Genomic DNA, 17,206 nt, shown 5'->3' on the forward strand with positions numbered 1-17,206 from the left:
AGTTCGAGGGAAGCTCTTCCCGCACGGGGCCAGCATCGCCTGGGGCAAGTATAGCGCAAGCTTCACCACGATGTAGAGATCGCGACAACAGCACAGTTCATATACGACATCGGCAGGCAACGATGCGACGAACAGTAGTGCGCCAATTGACAAGGCTTCTGCCGACTGTCTAGTTTCGACCCCGGAATCGGTTCCACCGAGAGGTGGATGAAAAGGGAACACGGTGAGGCCGAAGGCCAAATCCGCGACTGCCCCCGCAACTGTAACCGTTGAGCCTCTTCCATCATGCCACTGAACGCATTTGTGCGTTCGGGAAGGCGGAAAAAGGCGATGACACGGAAGTCAGGAGACCTGCCCGTTCCGGTCACCCATGCTTGTCCACGGGGTGTGGTCAGGCGCGGTCGCCCGTGGCGGTGACATTGAAAAGTGTTGCCGCATGCGGAAGGCCGCCGGGTCGATCTTGTCCCAAAGTCTGCCTGCCGACCTGTCTTGCCTGCGGTTTGGAAACCGGGTGCGATGCTTGTCGCGCCCACCGAACCATTTGGGGGCAGAATTGCTGAGACTTACCCTTGCCGCCGGCGCAATTGCGCTGGCAATTCCAACGCAATCCCAGGCGCAGCAGGTGCCCGCGGCCGAAAATGTGACCGTACTTCGGCCGCTGGTCGTGTCGACACCGTTGCGGCGCGAGACGGCGCTCGTTCGCTCGACGTCGTCGGTCACCGTCATTGACGAGGAGGAACTCAGGAAGTCGGCGGCGCCCGACTTACCGTCGCTGCTCAAGCGCTACACGGGGGTTTCCATCATCGGCTATGGCGGCCAGGGAGCTTCCTCGAACGTCTATCTGCGCGGCATGTCGGCCGGGCAGACGCTGGTGCTGGTCGACGGCGTCCGCACCGCCTCGGCAACCAGCGGCACCAGTTCGATCTTCAACATCCCCCTTGCCTCGATCGAACGCATTGAGATCGCCAAGGGCCCGCACTCGGCCCAGTATGGTGCCGACGCGATCGGCGGTGTCGTCAACATCATCACCAAGCAGGGCGGCCAGTGTGCCGACGGCCGCAGTGCCTGCGCCAGCATCACGACAGGCGTCACCCATCCATGGGGAGGCTATGTCTCCGCCGATATGCGCGGCCGCAGCGAAGGTGGCGTCGACTATTCCATCGGCGGCAGCATCCTCGGCACGCGCGGCTACGACTTCACCACGCCGCTGGCCTGGGGCCACGAGCCCGACGATGACGGCTTCCTCCAGGGTTCGCTCAACTTCTCCCTCGCCAAGGAATACGGCTGGGGCAGGCTTTATGCCGACGGCCTGTTCGCCCGCGGCCGCTCGCAATACGACGACACCTTCCCGTCCAGCAACGAAGTCGATACCGACACATTCGCCGGCAAGGCAGGGGTGCGTCTGAAGCACTCCGATAGTTGGTCCTCGACGGTCGAGCTGTCCAGCAGCCTCGATCATTCGACCAATTTCCGAGACGGCGTTTCGGGCGACAGCGAGTTCGACACAAGGCGCTACGGCATCTTCGCGTCGACCGAAAAGACGTTCGAGGCCGGTGATGCCCGGCATGTCGTGACCGGCGGTGCCGAGGCCTATCGCGAACAGGTCGATTCGACTGTCGATTTCGAAGTGACCTCGCGCGATCTGGCGTCCGTATTCGGGCAATACTCGGTCGAATACGGTGCGCTGACCATCGACAGCGGCTTGCGCTACGATCACAACGAACAGTTCGGCAGTGCCACCACCTACAATATCGGTGCCAGCTTCGAGATCGTGCCCGATCTCTTCGCCCGCGGCTCCTACGGCACCGGCTTTCGCGCACCGACCTTCAACGACCTCTATTATCCCAATTATTCGAACCCGAACCTGAAGCCGGAAAAGTCGAGGTCCTACGAACTTGGCCTCAACTGGCGGCCGACCGACCGGACCACGCTCGACGTCGCGTTCTACCAGACGTGGCTGACCGACGCGATCGCCTCCAACCCGCCGACCTACCTGCCGTTCAATGTCGCACGCGCCAAGGTGACCGGCGTCGAGGCGACGGTGACGCACGAATTCAACGACCGCTGGAGTGGCAAGGCGTCGATCGACTACCGTTCGCCCAAGAACGAGGACAATGGCCGCTACATTCCCTATCGCGACCGTTTCAAGGCGACTGCCGAGCTGGGATTTGCCGCGACCGACAGCCTGGACCTGACCGCCAGGCTGCTCTACGGCGCGGCGCGCTACGCCGACGCTGCGAATACGGTCAAACTGCCGGACTATGTGACGGTGGATTTTGCAGCCAACTACACCTTTGATGCGCAGTCGAGCTTGAAGCTCTCGGTCGAGAACCTGTTCGACGAGCAATATTCGACCGTCACCAACTATCGCGCGCCGGGCCGGACCTTCAACCTGAGCTTCACGCGCGTGTTCTGATGGGAGGTAACATGCCGATCAATCGTATGCTGCAGGCGTTGCCACTCGCCCTGGCGGGCGCAATGCTCGCGGCTGCCCCTGCTGCCGCCGAACCGCCCAAGCGCGTCGTCTCGATGAATGTCTGCACCGACCAACTGGCGATGCTTCTGGCGGGGGCGGGACAGCTGCACTCCGTCTCGTATCTGGCGAGAGATCCAGACACGTCGGTGCTCGCCGAGCGCGCCAGGGGCCTCGTCGTCAACCACGGCCTCGCCGAGGAAGTCTTCCTGATGCAGCCCGACATGGTGCTTGCCGGCACCTACACGACGCGGTCGACCGTGGCCCTGTTGCGGCGCCTCGGCATCCGCGTCGAAGAATTCGCGCCCGACAATTCCATCGCCGAGATCAGGTCCAACATCCTGCGCATGGGCGAGGTGCTGGAGCGGCGCGAGCGCGCGGCGGAGCTGGTCGCCGACCTTGACCGCGGGGTGGCCGAACTCGCCGCCCGCCCGGCCTCGGACATGACAGTCGCCACCTACTATGCCAACAGCTACACGTCAGGCGCCGGTACGCTAGTCGACGACATCGTCAAGCTCTCCGGCCTCGTCAACGTCGCCGACAGGTTGGGCCTTAGCGGCACCGCGCGGCTACCGCTCGAGATGCTGGTCCTGGCCCAGCCAGATCTCATCGCCGGCGGCGGCGAACGCTACGATGCGCCCGCGCTCGCCCAGGAGAATTTCGTCCATCCGGCATACCGGGCGATCGCCGGGCAAGACAGCGCAGTTCCGATCCCCGCGCGCTTCACCATCTGCGGCGCGCCGTTCACGCTCGAGGCTGCACGCCTGCTCCGCGACGCCGCCGCGGGCAAGGACGGCATCCAATGAGCGACACCTCCCGCTACGGCCTGGTGCTAGGCGCGCTTGCCGCGCTCGCCACCACACTGTTCCTGCTTTCGCTCACCGTCGGCCCGGCAGCCCTTGGTTTCGGCGACAGCATCGCCGCATTGTTTTCGGACAAGGCAGGCGCCATCGAACTGATCATGGGCGAGATTCGCCTGCCGCGCGCCCTGCTCGGCCTGATGGTCGGTGCAACGCTCGGTCTCTCCGGTGCGGCCTTGCAGGGCTATCTGCGCAATCCGCTGGCCGAGCCGGGGCTGATCGGCGTCAGCGCCTCGGCATCGCTGGGCGCCGTCATCGCCATCTATTCCGGCCTGGCGGCGATCTTCCCGCTCGCCTTGCCGCTGTCGGCGCTGGCCGCCGCCGTCCTTGCCGTCGTCGTGGTCCAGGCTCTCGCCGGCCTGCGCGGCAGCACGTTGACCATCATCCTGGCGGGGGTTGCGGTTTCAAGCTTTGCCGGCGCCATGACGTCGCTTGCCCTCAACCTGTCGCCCAATCCGTTCGCCGCGCTCGAGATAATGTTCTGGATGCTCGGTTCGCTGACCGACCGGTCGATGACCCATGTCTGGCTGGCCTTGCCGTTCATGCTCGCGGGCTGGCTGATGCTGGCGGCGCTCGGTCGGGCACTCGATGCGCTGACCCTCGGCAACGAGACGGCAGCGAGCATGGGCATCGACATGCGCCGCGTGCAGTGGCTTGCCGTCTTCGGCACGGCGTCGGCGGTAGGGGCTGCGACAGCCGTGGCAGGCGCCATCGGCTTCGTCGGCCTCGTTGTGCCGCACATGCTTCGACCGCTGGTCGGGTCAAGGCCGTCGCGGCTGTTGCCGGCCAGCGCCCTGGGCGGCGCCTGCATGCTGCTTGCCGCCGATATCCTGGTCCGGATCATCGCGCCGGAGCGCGATCTCAAGCTCGGCGTGCTCACCGCCATCGTCGGTGCGCCGTTCTTCCTCTGGCTGGTCTACCGCACGAGAAGGAAACTCGCGTGATGCTGCTCGACGTTCAAAATCTCAAGGCGTCGCTGGGCAGACGGCCTGTGCTCCACGGCGTTTCCTTCTCGGTGATGCCGGGCGAGTTCATCGGCCTGATCGGGCCCAATGGTGCCGGCAAGTCGACCTTGCTGCGGGCACTTCTGGGGCTCATTCCGGCCGAGGGAGCAGTCGCTCTCGGGACGCTCGACGCCACCCATGCCAGCGCCAGGGAGCGCGCGCTGCATATGGCCTATGTCGCGCAGGAGCGTGAAATCGCCTGGGCCGTTCCTGTCGAAATGCTGGTGTCGCTCGGCCGCTCGCCGCATCGACCGGGATTTTCTGCCCTCACCGCAGCCGACCGCGCAGCCATCGAACGGGCGATGCGGCGGATGGAGGTGGACGCGTTTCGCGAGCGGGCAGCGACCGAGCTTTCGGGCGGCGAGAAGGCGCGCGTGCTGATCGCGCGGGCGCTGGCGCAGGAGACGCCGCTGCTGCTCGCCGACGAGCCGACGGCCGGCCTCGATCCATCGCACCAGATCGCGCTGATGCGCCTGTTCGCCGAGCTGGCGGCCAGCGAACGCAGCGTCGTCGCCTCGCTGCACGATCTCGGGCTCGCCGCGCGCTGGTGCACCCGCCTGCTGCTGATCGATGGCGGCCGGATCGTCGCCGACGGGCCGCCGGCAGACGTGCTCACCGCCCAGACGCTGCGCGCCGTCTACGGCGTCGAGGCTTTCTTTGGCGAGACCGCGGGCCGGTTGGTGGTGCAGCCGCTCGATCTCGTCGCCGCCACCGGAGTTCTGCCATGAGTTATCTGGAACAGTTGTTGCGCCACCACCTGCTGGACTGGCGAAGCGGATGGAGCATGGGCACGTTCGGTGCCATCGCCGAATTCCATCAGGACGACGGCGAGATCGCGGTGATCGACGACCGTCAGCTCCTGACCCGGGCGACGCGGCGTGGCGGCATCCGCCTGGAGCGCAGCATGATGGCCGGACTGGTGCCGGTCGCCTACGAGACGCTGAGCCCCAGGCGACATCGCTGGAGCCAGGCACTGGCGCTTTGCCTGCCCGAGGCAAGAGCCAGGCGCAGCGGCCGCTCGGTGTTGACCGAGATCGGGCCCGACGACAATGCCATCCGCGGCATCGACCGGACCGGCATCCTGTTCGACATGGGCCTGTCGCTGCCACAATGCGATTTCTGCATCCGCACCAGCGAGCCGAAGCTGCTGGTCGAGTTGCGCGCAAATCTTGGCCGCTCGGTGTTCGATCCCGCAAACGGGGCCATGCCGGCGATCCTGCGCACGCACCCGCATCGCGTCGCGCTGACCAATATCGGCCGTGTCGAGGTCTACCAGAAGATCGGCGGCCCCGACACCGGCGGGGTGTCGCCAGAAGGGCCACATACCCATGTGCTGCCGAAGATGCTGAAGGGTGGGCGCACGCATTCGGCCAACACTCCGATCCCAGAGGGCCTGCTGCCGCTCGGCGCGCTTCACCCCGGCAACCCCGTCATCGATCCGCTGGGCCGCGACCGGCCGTTCGAGCCGATCCTGCACGGCGCGTTCCGGGAGATGATGAGCCGGTTCGGCACGGCTGAGGCGCTGTCTGGACGCAAACACGTCGACGACGCGCTCGATGCCAGGCTGTCGCCGGTCGAGACCGAGGCGCCCTCGGGCCGCTTCGCCCGGTCGGCCATGCGGATCGCATTGCGCCAGAAGGCCCACCTCGCCGCCCATTCCGGCAACATCGCGCTCGCCCGCCTCGTTGCGGACTGGCAGGCGGCCTTCGAGCAATCCGCTGCGGAAACCGAAGACGACGACGCGCCCGGCCACTGATGCCGACAGTGCCACGAGGCACCAGGCGGCGTTTTGCAGCTGCCCCACCTGCCAACAACGTGGCGGCTGCAAGCATGCCGGAGCGTCCACGGACAAAAACGAATGTGGCCTTCCGATGATTTCTTGATAAAAGAAGTCAAGAATGTTAGTGGGCTCCCGACCTGGCCGGGCAAAATGTGCAGAAGCCACCGGTCGAAGGGTTCGAAGTCGGAGATTCGAGATGCTAGGCAATGGGCTCATCGGACGTGAAGGCAAGGCCGGCCAGCCAGGGCTGATCCGCCGATCCGCACAGATCCTCGCCGTCATGTGTCTCGTGGCATCAACAACAGTGGCGTTCTCCCAAGACGCCGCTCCGGGCAATGCGCCCGTCCAGCCGGCACCCGCCGCCCAGGCGCCGGCTGTCCAAACGCCGGCGACCCAGGCTCCAGCCAGCGAGACGCCGGGCGTACCGGCAGCGTCATCGCCCCAGCCGGCACCCGCGGCAGCCACCCCGAGCGCGGCACCCACGGTATCGCCCTTTCCGGCGGATGCAGGGGCTGGGACTGGCGACCGGCTGCCCAGCGCCACGCCCATGGGTGTCGAGGCGCCGCTCGACAATACGGTTGGCGCTGCTCCTGCAGCCACCGAGGCGCCAGCAGCTTCCAGCACGCTGCCGCACGATCTTTCGCCCTGGGGCATGTTCATGGCCGCCGACTGGGTGGTGAAGGCCGTGATGATCGGCCTCGCCTTCGCCTCGCTGATCACCTGGACCGTCTGGCTCGCCAAGTCGCTGGAGATCGCCGGCAGCAAGGCCAGGCTCGCCAAGGCGCTGCGCGGCATTCTCGGCGCGCGCCGCCTCGAGGACGCGTCGCAGGCGCTCGGCGACCACGCTGGCATCGGCGGCGTCCTGGTGCGGGCGGCCGTCGAAGAGATGGAGATGTCTGGCCATGGCCTCGGCCACGGCGACCCCGCCGGCATCAAGGAGCGTGTCGAGTCCCGCCTGATCCGCATCCAGGCGCAGGCCGGCCGCCGCCTCAGCCGCGGCACCGGCGTGCTTGCCACCATCGGCTCGACGGCGCCCTTCGTCGGCCTGTTCGGCACGGTCTGGGGCATCATGAACTCGTTCATCGGCATCTCGGAATCGCAGACCACCAACCTCGCGGTCGTCGCACCCGGCATCGCCGAAGCGCTGCTGGCCACCGCCGTCGGCCTGATCGCAGCCATTCCTGCCGTGGTGGTCTACAACGTCTTCGCCCGCTCGATCACCGGCTACCGCCAGGGCCTGGCCGATGCCGCAGCCGGCGTGCAGCGCCTCGTCAGTCGCGATCTCGATCGCCAGCCGCAGCGCAGCCAGCACGAGCGTCCGCATGCGGTCGCCGTGGCCGCGCCGGCCAACGGTCGACACGCCCCGGCAGTCGCGGTCTAGGAGCGGGTCTGATGGCAGGCGGTATCAGACAATCGGCCGAAGACGACGACCTCCAGGAAAACCATGAGATCAACGTGACGCCGTTCATCGACGTCATGCTGGTGCTGCTGATCATCTTCATGGTGGCGGCACCGCTGGCCACCGTCGACGTCAATGTCGACCTGCCCGCGTCGACCGCGACCGCCCAGCCCCGCCCGGACGAGCCGCTCTACGTCACCCTGAAGGAAGACCTCAGCATCTTGATCGGCCAGAACGCGGTGGCCCGCACCGCATTCCAGCAAGAGCTGGACGCGGCGGCGAAGAGCGACAAGGAAAGCCGCATCTTCCTGCGCGCCGACCGCGGCGTCGACTATGGAGAGTTGATGGAGGTGATGAACCTGATGCGCGGCGCGGGCTATCTCAAGATCGCACTTGTCGGGCTGGAACAGGTTCAGGCGACACCGCCGGCCGCCACCGAAGGCCAGCCGTAATGACGGCGGCGGCGCATCTCGGCTTCGGCCTCGGCGGCCTGAGCCGCCGCGAACTGGCACTCTGGTCGGGCGCCGCAATGGTGATCGTCAGCGTCCACGTCGCCGGCGCCTGGTACGTCCAGCGGCAGCCGCCGATGATGCTGGACGAGATGCAGGCGCAATCGGCGGTGCTGATCGACCTTGCGCCGATGGCGATGGCGCCGGAGGCGGTGCCGCAGGATACGACCGACCTCGTCGACAGCCAGGCTGCCGAAAGCGTCGAGGAGCCGACCGAAACCATCACGCCCGACCCCGTCGAGCCGGTGACCGAACCCGTGGAGGAAGTCGCCGAAGACACGCCCGAGCCGCTGGAAGAGGTCGCCGAGGCCGAGCCCGTCGAAGAGGTGGTGCCCGACATCGTCGAAGCAGCGCTGCCGGAAGTGGCGATGGCCATCCCCGAACCGCGCCCCGAGGTCGAGAAGCCGAAGCCGGTGGAAAAGCCGGTCCGCGAAAAGAAGCCGGTACAGAAGAAGCCGGAGCCGGTGAAGCAGGCCAAGGTCGAGAAGAAGCCGGCGGCGACCAGCAGCCAGGCATCGCAGAAATCGGCACAGAATTCCGAGAGCACCCGTGCACCCGCGCCGGGCCAGGGTGGCGGCAAGGCGATGTCGCCGGCGCGCTGGCAGTCACGCGTCTACTCCCACCTCAACAGGCACAAGCCGAGGAACGTGCGCAGCCGTGGTTCGGTCGCCGTCCGGTTTTCCTTCAACACCAATGGCGACGTGCTTTCGGTCAGGCTGGTGAGCTCCTCCGGCGACCAGGCCCTCGACGAGGCCGCGGTCAATCTCGTGCGCCGCTCGTCGCCGATCCCGGCACCGCCGCCTTCGGTGCCGACGAGCATCATCGTGCCGATCGACTTCAGGCGCTGAGGTTGCGCGCCTGCCCATTGCCGTGAGAACCGGGCAGGCAGCATTTCTCCTATTTCGGCTTGACCGACCGTTCACGGCAGCGCCGGCGAACGGCGGAACGCCGCGCGCGCCTTTCGGTTGCGGCCCGCGCTGTGCCCAATTCGCCACACCCTCACAACATAGTCCTGCGACAATTCGTGCCGTCACGTCAGGTGCCGCCGCAGTTAGCGCAGCAGAATCAAACACTAAACATGATAAAAATAGGAAGGTTTCAATCCGAGCCCTCCCAGTTCCCTAAGACATTGGGGTTGCACGACATTTTTTGAGCGCCTAGGGAGCCTGCGTTGCCGCCGTTTCCAAAGGGAATCGGCCTGCCAGCACGAACTGGTGTGAAGAAGAGTGAGCAAGATGGAACTCACCAGGCTACTTCAGAGCTTTGCCGCGCTGCGCCCCCGCATCGAGGCTTTGACGCGCGGCCGTGTCGGCTGCAGCGCAACCGCGGAAGACATCCTCCAGGACACCTGGATCAGGCTGTCCAACGTCCGGCATGACGATTCCATCGACAATCACGCCGCCTTCGCCATGCGGGCTGCCAAGAACGCGGCCATCGGTCATTTCCGCAAGCAGCAGCGGCGCAACGAGATCGACGCCGAGGTCAACGACCTGTTGTGGCAATCGGTCGACGAGATTTCGCCTGAGCGGATCGTGATGGGCCGCGACATGCTGCGCGCCGTCGACGCGGCATTGCAGGACATGCCCGAACGGAGCCGGCGCATTTTCCTGATGAACCGGATCAATGGCGTTTCCCACCGCGAGATCGCGCGCCAGATCGGCATCAGCGAAGAGGCCGTCTATTACCACATCCGGCGTGTGGTCGAGCGCCTGGCCGAGCTTCGCGACAGCCAGGGTTAGTCCTGCGCCAACATTTATTTTGCCATGACGCTTAGGCGTGGTGCCGTCTCGCGTGTCTATGATAGCAAGATGGTTGGGGTGCCCGTAGCAAACGGGCACGTGCTGCGTGACTGGCATGGGCAAAGGGCAAGAACGATCCGAGATCGACCGAGGCGTCGCACTTGATGCGCGTGACTGGATCGTTCGGCTGACCGCCGGCAATCTCAGCCGGCAGGAGCTCGACCGTTTCCACGCCTGGCGCGCGCAGTCGCCGGAACATGCGCAGGCATTCGCCCGCGAGAAGGAATTCTGGCAGCTTCTGCAAGGTGTGAACGACGGCAACCCGACCGCCGCGCCCGTTGCCTTGTCAAAGCTGCGCCGGTCCGTCAACCGACGCTCGTTCCTTGTCGGCGGCGCCCTTGCCGCCTCGGTTGCGGCCGTCGCTGCCCCGCGTGTCATCACATGGATGCGTTCGGACTTTGCCACCAGCTCGGGCGAGCAGGCGACGACCACCCTGCCCGACGGCTCGACGATGTTCCTCAACACCAACAGCTCCGTTGCCGTCGATTTCCAGCGTGGCCGACGCCTGGTGAACCTGCTTGCCGGCGAGGCGGAGTTTGCCGTCAAGCCGGCCGCCGGCGTGCCGTTCAGCGTCTCGGCGCTTGGCGGCAGCAGCGATGCGGATAGCGGTGTCTATGCGGTGCGCTCGATCGCCGGCGAGGTCACGATCACCGCATCGACGGGAACCGTTTCGGTGACCGGCGGAGATGCCGGCGCCGCCGCCAACTTGGTGTCGCTCGCCCCCGGACAGCAGACCCGCTACCTGAGCGGCGGCGCACCCAAGCCCGCTTCGGATGTCAACCTCGACACAGAGCTCGCCTGGCGCACCGGTCGTGTGGTGTTCGACGCCCGGCCGTTCAGCAGTGCCGTCGCCGAGCTTGGCCGCTACGTTTCCGAACGGCTGGTCGTCGCCACGCATGCGCACGATGCGAGCCCGATCACCGCCGTGTTCCTGACACGCGACGCCCATGCGGCGATCGAAGCCCTGGCGCATACCCAGGGACTTACGGTGCGCCGGGTGCCGGGCGTCGTCATCGTCATTTCCTGACCCTGACGAACTCGCGCCAACTTATTTCAGAAAAATTGCAGACAACTCTTTAGGCGGCGGGCCCCGTCGCGCGTCACACCATCGAAGGCGCTCGGTGGATGGGTGCGCCAGGCTTTTTTGGGGACCAGCATGACGGGCGAGAGCAACAGGGATTTTGGCGGCGCGGCGTCGGGGCGCCTGCTGAGGCGGCTTCTGGTGGGAACGGCGCTGGGCGCAGGCATGCTGGTGACGGCCGCGCCATACGCTCCCGCCCATGCGCAGTCTGCACAGATGCACAGCATCAACCTGCCGGCACAGCCGCTGGCACAGTCGCTGAAGCAGCTTGCCGCGCAGACCGGCCTGCAGATCGCCTTCGGCACCGCCGACATCGGCTCGGCCCGCGCGCCCGCGGTCTCAGGCAACATTTCGGCCGAACAGGCGCTCGGCAGCGTGCTTTCCGGCAGCGGCCTGAACTACCGCTTCACAGGCCCCAACACGGTGTCGATCCAGTCGGCGGCGGCAAGCGCCTCGACAGGTGGCCTCAACGTCGCGGCCAACGGCGCGGTCGTCTTGAACACGATCGACGTCAACGCCCAGGGCGGAGAAGGCGGGGTCAACAACGTCCAGATCACGGCGCAAGACCTGGCGCGGAAGAACCCGGTCGACCTGCAGGAAGTGTTTGCCGACGAGCCGAAGGTTGCCGTCGGCAGCTCCCTGCCGATGTCGCAGAAGGTCTATGTCCAGGGCATCGAAGAGACCAATCTCGCGGTGACCGTCGATGGCGCGCGGCAGAACAACAAGGTGTTCCACCACAACGCGACCAACCTGATCGATCCATCGCTGCTCAAGGCCGTCAGCGTCGACGCCGGCGTTGCACCGGCCGATGCCGGACCAGGCGCTCTCGGCGGCGCGATCGCCTACGAGACCAAGGACGCGCGCGACCTGCTCGAGCCGGGCAAGAGCATCGGCGGGCTTGTCACCGGAACCTACGACTTCAACAGCAAGACCTCCACGGTGGGCCTGTCGGCCTATGGCATGGAAGGCGGCTTCGAATATTTCGGCTACCTGAACTTTGCCAAGGGCGACAACTTCACCGCCGGCAATGGCAGCGTCATCGACGGCACCAGCGCCAACCTGCTGAGCGGCCTCGGCAAGGTGGCCTACCAGGCGGAAAGCGGCCATCGCTTCGAGCTGAGCCACGAGCAGCTGCGCGACGACGCCCCGCGGCCGTTCCGCGCGAACATGGGCAAGCTCGTTCCCCCAAAACCCTGGGAACCAGATATTCGCGACTACACGCTCGACCGCAGCAGCACCGTCTTCACCTATACCGATGAGTCGCCCGAGGGCTGGTGGGATCCGAAAGTGGTGATCGCCTATACGAGCGCTCGGGTGGAGACGCTCATCTACCCGAGACCAGTAGCGCCGAGCACCGAGTCGGATACCTATACCGGTGTCGGCAAGACCGAGAGCTTCAACGGCAAGGCGGAAAATCGTTTCGCGCTCGACATGGGCAGCATCACCGCCGGCTTCGACTTCTACAAGGACACCGCCGATCTCGACGATAAGTTCGAACCCGGTACAGAGCATGCCAGCAATGTCGGCCTCTACGCCCAGGCTCGGCTGGAGCCATGGGAGCGGACTCGGCTTTCCTTTGGCGCGCGTGGCGACAACCAGTGGTTCGAGGGGGTCACCGGCGAGAAGTGGAGCAATGCCGGACTGAGCGGCAACATCTCCGGCGAATACGACCTCGTGCCCGATTTCCTGACCGCCAAGGCAGGCTATTCGCATGTCTGGGCCGGCGTGCCGCTGGCGGAAAACTTCAACTTCAATCCGAACTGGGACTATGGCGCCGGGCCGAAGCCGGTAACCTCGGACAACTTCACCGCCGGACTGGTCGCCACCTATCAGGGCTTCACGCTCGAGGGCGGCATTTTCCGCACAGACATCTACGACGCCCGCGCCGCCCTCTACAAGACCACGGCCATCGAGGCCCATGATGTCCGTTCCCAGGGCTTCACGCTCGGCGCCGGCTACGACTGGGGTTCGGGCCACGCTAGCGTCAAATACGTCAACATCGACGTCACCATCGATGGCGACCCGGCGGATTCCTACCTCGGCAACTACCTGGTGACGCCAGTCGGCCAGATCTTCACACTGGCGGCAATGCACCGTTTCGACGACTGGGGCCTGACAGTCGGCGGCGACGTCGAGATCGCCCTCGATTACGACAAGGTGCCAGCCGGATCGAAGCAGATCGAGGGGCACGAGGTGGTCAACGTCTTCGTCGAGTACCAGCCGCCGTCGAACCCGAACCTGACCTTCCGCGGCGAGGTGAAGAACCTGTTCGACGAGGACTACGCCAGCAGGGCGACCTATGGCCAGGAATTCGGCGACGTCAAACCGCTGCTGGAGCCGGGCCGGTCGTTCCGCCTGAGCGCAACCGCAAAGTTCTGAACCAGGTGGCCACGGGCCTTGTCCGTGGCACCCCGGTTGAAATCAACGACGGACAGGGAACGAAACCATGGTTCAATCGTCGGGCACGTTCGAAACCGAACATGGCGCCAAGTACCTGACCCAGCTGTGCAAGCACTTCGCCCACAAGATCGAGGTGTCCCATGGCGATGGGCATGGCGAATGCCATTTCCCGTTCGGCCATGCGGTTCTGGAAGCCGACGGCACCGCGCTGACGATCCGGCTGGACGCGCCCGACGCCGACCAGCTGGCGCGAACCAAGGCAGTCATCGACGACCATCTCGCCCGCTTCGCCTTCCGCGAGCCCGAGCGTGCCATCCAGTGGAGTGCCTGAGGCCAGCCAGCCTTCGTTCTCCGATAAAATCCGTCAGATACCTAGCTGCTGCAAGGCATTCGGTCGGTCCAACCACATGGTGACGACAGATGAAGCCCACGCTGCGGCAGGTTGCCGAACACGCGACATTCCAGAATTTCGCGAACTGCTATGTCCGTGAAATCTCGCCCGGCAGGGTGAGCCAGCACCGGAGCGGCGCGGAGGATCCTGTCGACTGCATCGAGTGGGTTCTGGCAGCCCAGCAACTCGTGCTGCGCGCCGAGTTGGCGTCGCATTCCCGGTGCGGGCCACACCGTTTCGGGCAGGCCTGGGTCCGCCGGGCGGCCGACGCCGGCTGGCGCCACAGCGAACCGTTCGCCGCACTCCAGCTGCTGCTGCACGAAGCCTACAGGCAATTGCACGACGAACGCAGCGACGCGATGCGCGGCTGCGAACTCGAACTGCTTGGCCGGGCGCTGCAAAGCTACCAGCAGACGCTGCGCTACATCGAAGCACATCATGCCAACGCGGACGACGACAGCTTCATTGCCGCCGAACAGTCGCTGGTGTTCGGCCACTCGCTGCACCCGACGCCGAAGAGCCGGCAAGGCATGACTTCGTGGCAGGAACCGAGCTATGCGCCCGAACTGCACGGCAGGTTCCAGCTCGTCTACTTCGCCGCGGATGCCTCTATCGTCAGCCACAAGTCGGCAGCCGCCGAGACCGCGCCGGAGATTATCGCGTCGCTGGCAGGCCCCGAGGGGCTCGAAACGCGGCCCGGCGAGATGCTGCTGCCGATGCACCCGCTGCAGGCCGAAGCGCTGCTGCTGGATGTCGGCGTCCGCGAACTGCAGGCAGCCGGCAAGCTGAGACTGGTCGGTCCCGCCGGCCCGGCTTTCACGGCCACGTCTTCGGTCCGCACGGTCTACAATCAAGACCTGCCATGGATGCTCAAATTCTCGCTGCCGGTCCGCATCACCAATTCGCTCAGGGTCAACAGCCGCAAGGAACTGGAGGCCGGGGTCGCCATGGCCAAGCTGCTCAAGCGCACCGGCATCGGCAGCGAAGATGGCCGCTTCAAGGTGATCGCCGACCCGGCCTACATCACCTTCGATCTGCCCGGCCGCAGCGAAAGCGGCTTCGAGGTGATCCTGCGCGAAAACCCGTTCGTCGCGTGCGGGGGACGCGGCAAGATCACCATCGCAGCGCTCACCGCCGAGCCGCTGCCGGGCGAGCAGTCACGACTGGAGCGGATCATCCGGGCTTTGTGCCTGCGCGACGGGACGCATCCGGAGCTGGTCTGCAAGCACTGGTTCCAGCGCTACCTCGACTGCGCGCTCGACCCACTGGTTTCGCTCTACGACGACTTCGGCCTGGCGCTCGAGGCGCACCAGCAGAACAGCCTGCTCGACGTCAGCCAGGGCTATCCCAGCGCCAGCTACTATCGCGACAACCAGGGTTTTTATCTCTCCAAGCGCTACCGCGCCCGCTTCAGCCTGCATGTGCCGGAGGCGGCCGAGATCGCCTCGCTCTACTATGACGACCGCGACATCCAGGATCGCTTTGCCTACTACCTGATCGTCAACCAGATCTTCTCGGTCGTCGCCTGCATGGGACATGACGCCCTGATCGACGAGGAGGTCCTGCTGCGCTTGCTGCGGGACCGGCTGGAGGTGTTGTCGCGGACGACCAGCGCGGTCGGGCGCGAATTCGTCCGCGGCGTGCTCGACCGCCCGACCGTGGCCTTCAAAGCCAACCTGATGACCCGGCTGTTCGACGTCGACGAGTTGCAGACCAGCAACGAGCGCTCGCTTTACGCCCGCCAGCCCAACCCGCTCTTCGCCGCCATAACCGGCCTCTACCACGGAGATGGCAGTGCCCTTGCCTCTTGACCTGCCAGGCCGCCCCGACGAGCGCGTCATCAGGCAACTGGTCGAGGCCGTGCTGTTCGAAGAGCTTGTCGCGGTAACGATTGCCGACGACGGCGACCAGCTTGCCTTCTCATGGTCGCATGAGGGCAAGCGCTTTCGCTGCGCCGGCGTTGAAGGTGCGTTCAGCCGCATCCGGATCGCGCCGGGTTCGGTCGAGAGCGAAAGCGGTGGCGGCTGGCAGGCCGCGACGCTCGACGAGCTGGTCGCATGCCTGCCGGCCAGCGCCGAAGACAGGCAGCGGCTGCTCGGCGAGCTGCAGAGCACGCTCGCCCATTGCAGCTGGAACGACCGCAACCTGCGGCACGGCTCGCGCCGCGATCTCGACTTCGCCGCACTCGAGAGCGCGCTGCACGAAGGCCATGCGTACCACCCCTGCTTCAAGGCGCGGACGGGATTCAGCGAAAGCGACCACCGCGACTTCGGCCCCGAAGCGGGTAACAGCTTCCCGCTCGCCTGGCTGCTGGTGCGCCGGGGCGAGGTGAACCAGCGCCTGCCCGTCGACGAGGCAGCCTTCTGGGCCGGTGAGCTTGGCGCGGAGACCTTTGCCCGGATCGAACGGCGGCGCGCCGAGCTTGGCTTGAGCCGGGACGAGTTCGCGCTGCTGCCGCTGCATCCGTGGCAGTGGACGGCGCTGAAGGACACACTGCTTGTGCCATGGCTGGCCGACGGAACGGCGCATTTCGTCGGTATCACGGGCGACCGCTACACGGCGAGCCAGTCGATCCGGACATTGCTCAATGCCGACCGGCCCGAGGCGGCCAACGTCAAGCTGGCGATGAACATGAGCAACTCGTCGTCGCTGCGTACGATCGAGCCGCATTCTGTGTGCACCGCTCCGGTGATTTCGCGCTGGCTTGGCACCGTCGTTGCCGGCGATCCGCTGTTTGCGACGACCTATCCGCTGACCGTGCTCGACGAATATGCCGGCATCATCGCCGGCCGCGACGGGCCGCTCGCCGGCCAGCTTGCCGCGATCTGGCGCCGCAGCGTCACCTCGGTACTGGCTGAAGGCGAACAGGCGGTGCCGTTCAACGCGCTGATGGCGATCGAGCACGACGGCAAGCCGTTCATCGACGAGTGGGTCCGCCGCCACGGCTTCCGTGCCTGGCTCGGGCAGCTGCTGCAGGTCGCCAGCCTGCCGGTATGGCACCTGCTGGTCGGGCACGGCATCGCCACCGAAGCACACGGCCAGAACATGGTGCTCGTCCACCGCGACGGCTGGCCGGTGAGGCTGGTGCTGCGCGACTTCCACGACAGCGTCGAATACGTGCCCCACTTCCTGCGCGAGCCGGACAAGGTGCCCGATTTCATGGCGCTCGACGCGGCCTATCGGGAAGCGCAGCCCGATCAGTACTACTGGATGGAAGACGTCGAGACTCTCGGCGAACTGGTGACGGACGCGCTGTTCGTCTTCAACCTGGCAGAGATTTCGCACCTGCTGCAGGCCCACTACGGGCTGCGCGAAGCCGACTTCTGGAAAACGGTCCGGCAGATGCTGTCGGGCTACGCCGCCAGCCACGGCCTGACCGCGCGCCAGGAACAGCTTGGCCTCGCCCGCCCCGAGATCACCGCCGAAGCCCTGCTTGCCCGCAAGCTCAACACCGGCCGTTCGAGCCATTTCGTGACCAACACCCTTTCCACCCCAGACGCCTGAAGGAAA

At 65.9% G+C, this 17,206-nt stretch carries 14 protein-coding genes and 1 riboswitch; all 14 genes read left to right on the forward strand.

Annotation, left to right across the window (positions count from 1 at the left end; all coding sequences use genetic code 11):
- Nucleotides 1-171 precede the first annotated feature (171 nt).
- Nucleotides 172-374, forward strand: a riboswitch (cobalamin riboswitch).
- A 248-nt stretch (nt 375-622) separates the two neighbouring features.
- The 14 genes from CO731_RS03175 (at nt 623) to CO731_RS28950 (ending at nt 17,200) form a co-directional block, all read left to right on the forward strand.
- Nucleotides 623-2,416, forward strand: coding sequence for a TonB-dependent receptor (locus CO731_RS03175; protein WP_245439776.1), 1,794 nt, complete (start codon nt 623-625; stop codon nt 2,414-2,416).
- Between the two features lie 11 nt (nt 2,417-2,427).
- A complete protein-coding gene (locus CO731_RS03180) occupies nt 2,428-3,279 on the forward strand; it encodes an ABC transporter substrate-binding protein (protein ID WP_108605921.1) in 852 nt (283 codons plus the stop codon).
- Nucleotides 3,276-4,277, forward strand: a complete 1,002-nt coding sequence (locus CO731_RS03185) for an iron ABC transporter permease (protein ID WP_108605922.1) — start codon at nt 3,276-3,278, stop codon at nt 4,275-4,277. Before CO731_RS03180 ends, CO731_RS03185 begins: the two co-directional genes overlap by 4 nt.
- Entirely contained in the window at nt 4,277-5,065 is a 789-nt protein-coding gene (locus CO731_RS03190; protein ID WP_108605923.1) for an ABC transporter ATP-binding protein, read from the forward strand. Before CO731_RS03185 ends, CO731_RS03190 begins: the two co-directional genes overlap by 1 nt.
- Nucleotides 5,062-6,093, forward strand: coding sequence for a hypothetical protein (locus CO731_RS03195; RefSeq protein ID WP_108605924.1), 1,032 nt, complete (start codon nt 5,062-5,064; stop codon nt 6,091-6,093). The genes CO731_RS03190 and CO731_RS03195 overlap by 4 nt, the downstream gene beginning before the upstream one ends.
- 220 nt (nt 6,094-6,313) lie before the next feature.
- Nucleotides 6,314-7,498, forward strand: coding sequence for a tonB-system energizer ExbB (exbB, locus tag CO731_RS03200; RefSeq protein ID WP_108605925.1), 1,185 nt, complete (start codon nt 6,314-6,316; stop codon nt 7,496-7,498).
- A gap of 11 nt (nt 7,499-7,509) precedes the next feature.
- Complete coding sequence (gene exbD, locus CO731_RS03205; protein ID WP_108605926.1) at nt 7,510-7,968, forward strand: TonB system transport protein ExbD; 459 nt, start codon at nt 7,510-7,512, stop codon at nt 7,966-7,968.
- Nucleotides 7,968-8,873, forward strand: coding sequence for a TonB family protein (locus CO731_RS03210; protein WP_108605927.1), 906 nt, complete (start codon nt 7,968-7,970; stop codon nt 8,871-8,873). The genes exbD and CO731_RS03210 overlap by 1 nt, the downstream gene beginning before the upstream one ends.
- Nucleotides 8,874-9,260: 387 nt before the next feature.
- Entirely contained in the window at nt 9,261-9,764 is a 504-nt protein-coding gene (locus CO731_RS03215) for a sigma-70 family RNA polymerase sigma factor (RefSeq protein WP_108679405.1), read from the forward strand.
- Between the two features lie 115 nt (nt 9,765-9,879).
- On the forward strand, nt 9,880-10,851 hold the full coding sequence (locus CO731_RS03220; RefSeq protein WP_108605929.1) for a FecR domain-containing protein: 972 nt from the start codon (nt 9,880-9,882) through the stop codon (nt 10,849-10,851).
- A gap of 129 nt (nt 10,852-10,980) precedes the next feature.
- Nucleotides 10,981-13,284 (forward strand): TonB-dependent receptor, encoded by a 2,304-nt coding sequence (locus tag CO731_RS03225; RefSeq protein WP_245439600.1) that lies wholly within the window; start codon nt 10,981-10,983, stop codon nt 13,282-13,284.
- Nucleotides 13,285-13,351: 67 nt separating this feature from the next.
- Nucleotides 13,352-13,636 (forward strand): DUF2218 domain-containing protein, encoded by a 285-nt coding sequence (locus CO731_RS03230; protein ID WP_108605930.1) that lies wholly within the window; start codon nt 13,352-13,354, stop codon nt 13,634-13,636.
- 89 nt (nt 13,637-13,725) lie between these two features.
- Complete coding sequence (locus CO731_RS03235; RefSeq protein ID WP_108605931.1) at nt 13,726-15,507, forward strand: IucA/IucC family protein; 1,782 nt, start codon at nt 13,726-13,728, stop codon at nt 15,505-15,507.
- Nucleotides 15,491-17,200, forward strand: coding sequence for an IucA/IucC family protein (locus CO731_RS28950; RefSeq protein WP_199914549.1), 1,710 nt, complete (start codon nt 15,491-15,493; stop codon nt 17,198-17,200). The genes CO731_RS03235 and CO731_RS28950 overlap by 17 nt, the downstream gene beginning before the upstream one ends.
- Nucleotides 17,201-17,206: the final 6 nt, after the last annotated feature.

It is taken from the genome of Aminobacter sp. MSH1 (genome assembly GCF_003071665.1).
GTDB classification, from domain to species: Bacteria; Pseudomonadota; Alphaproteobacteria; order Rhizobiales; family Rhizobiaceae; genus Aminobacter; species Aminobacter niigataensis.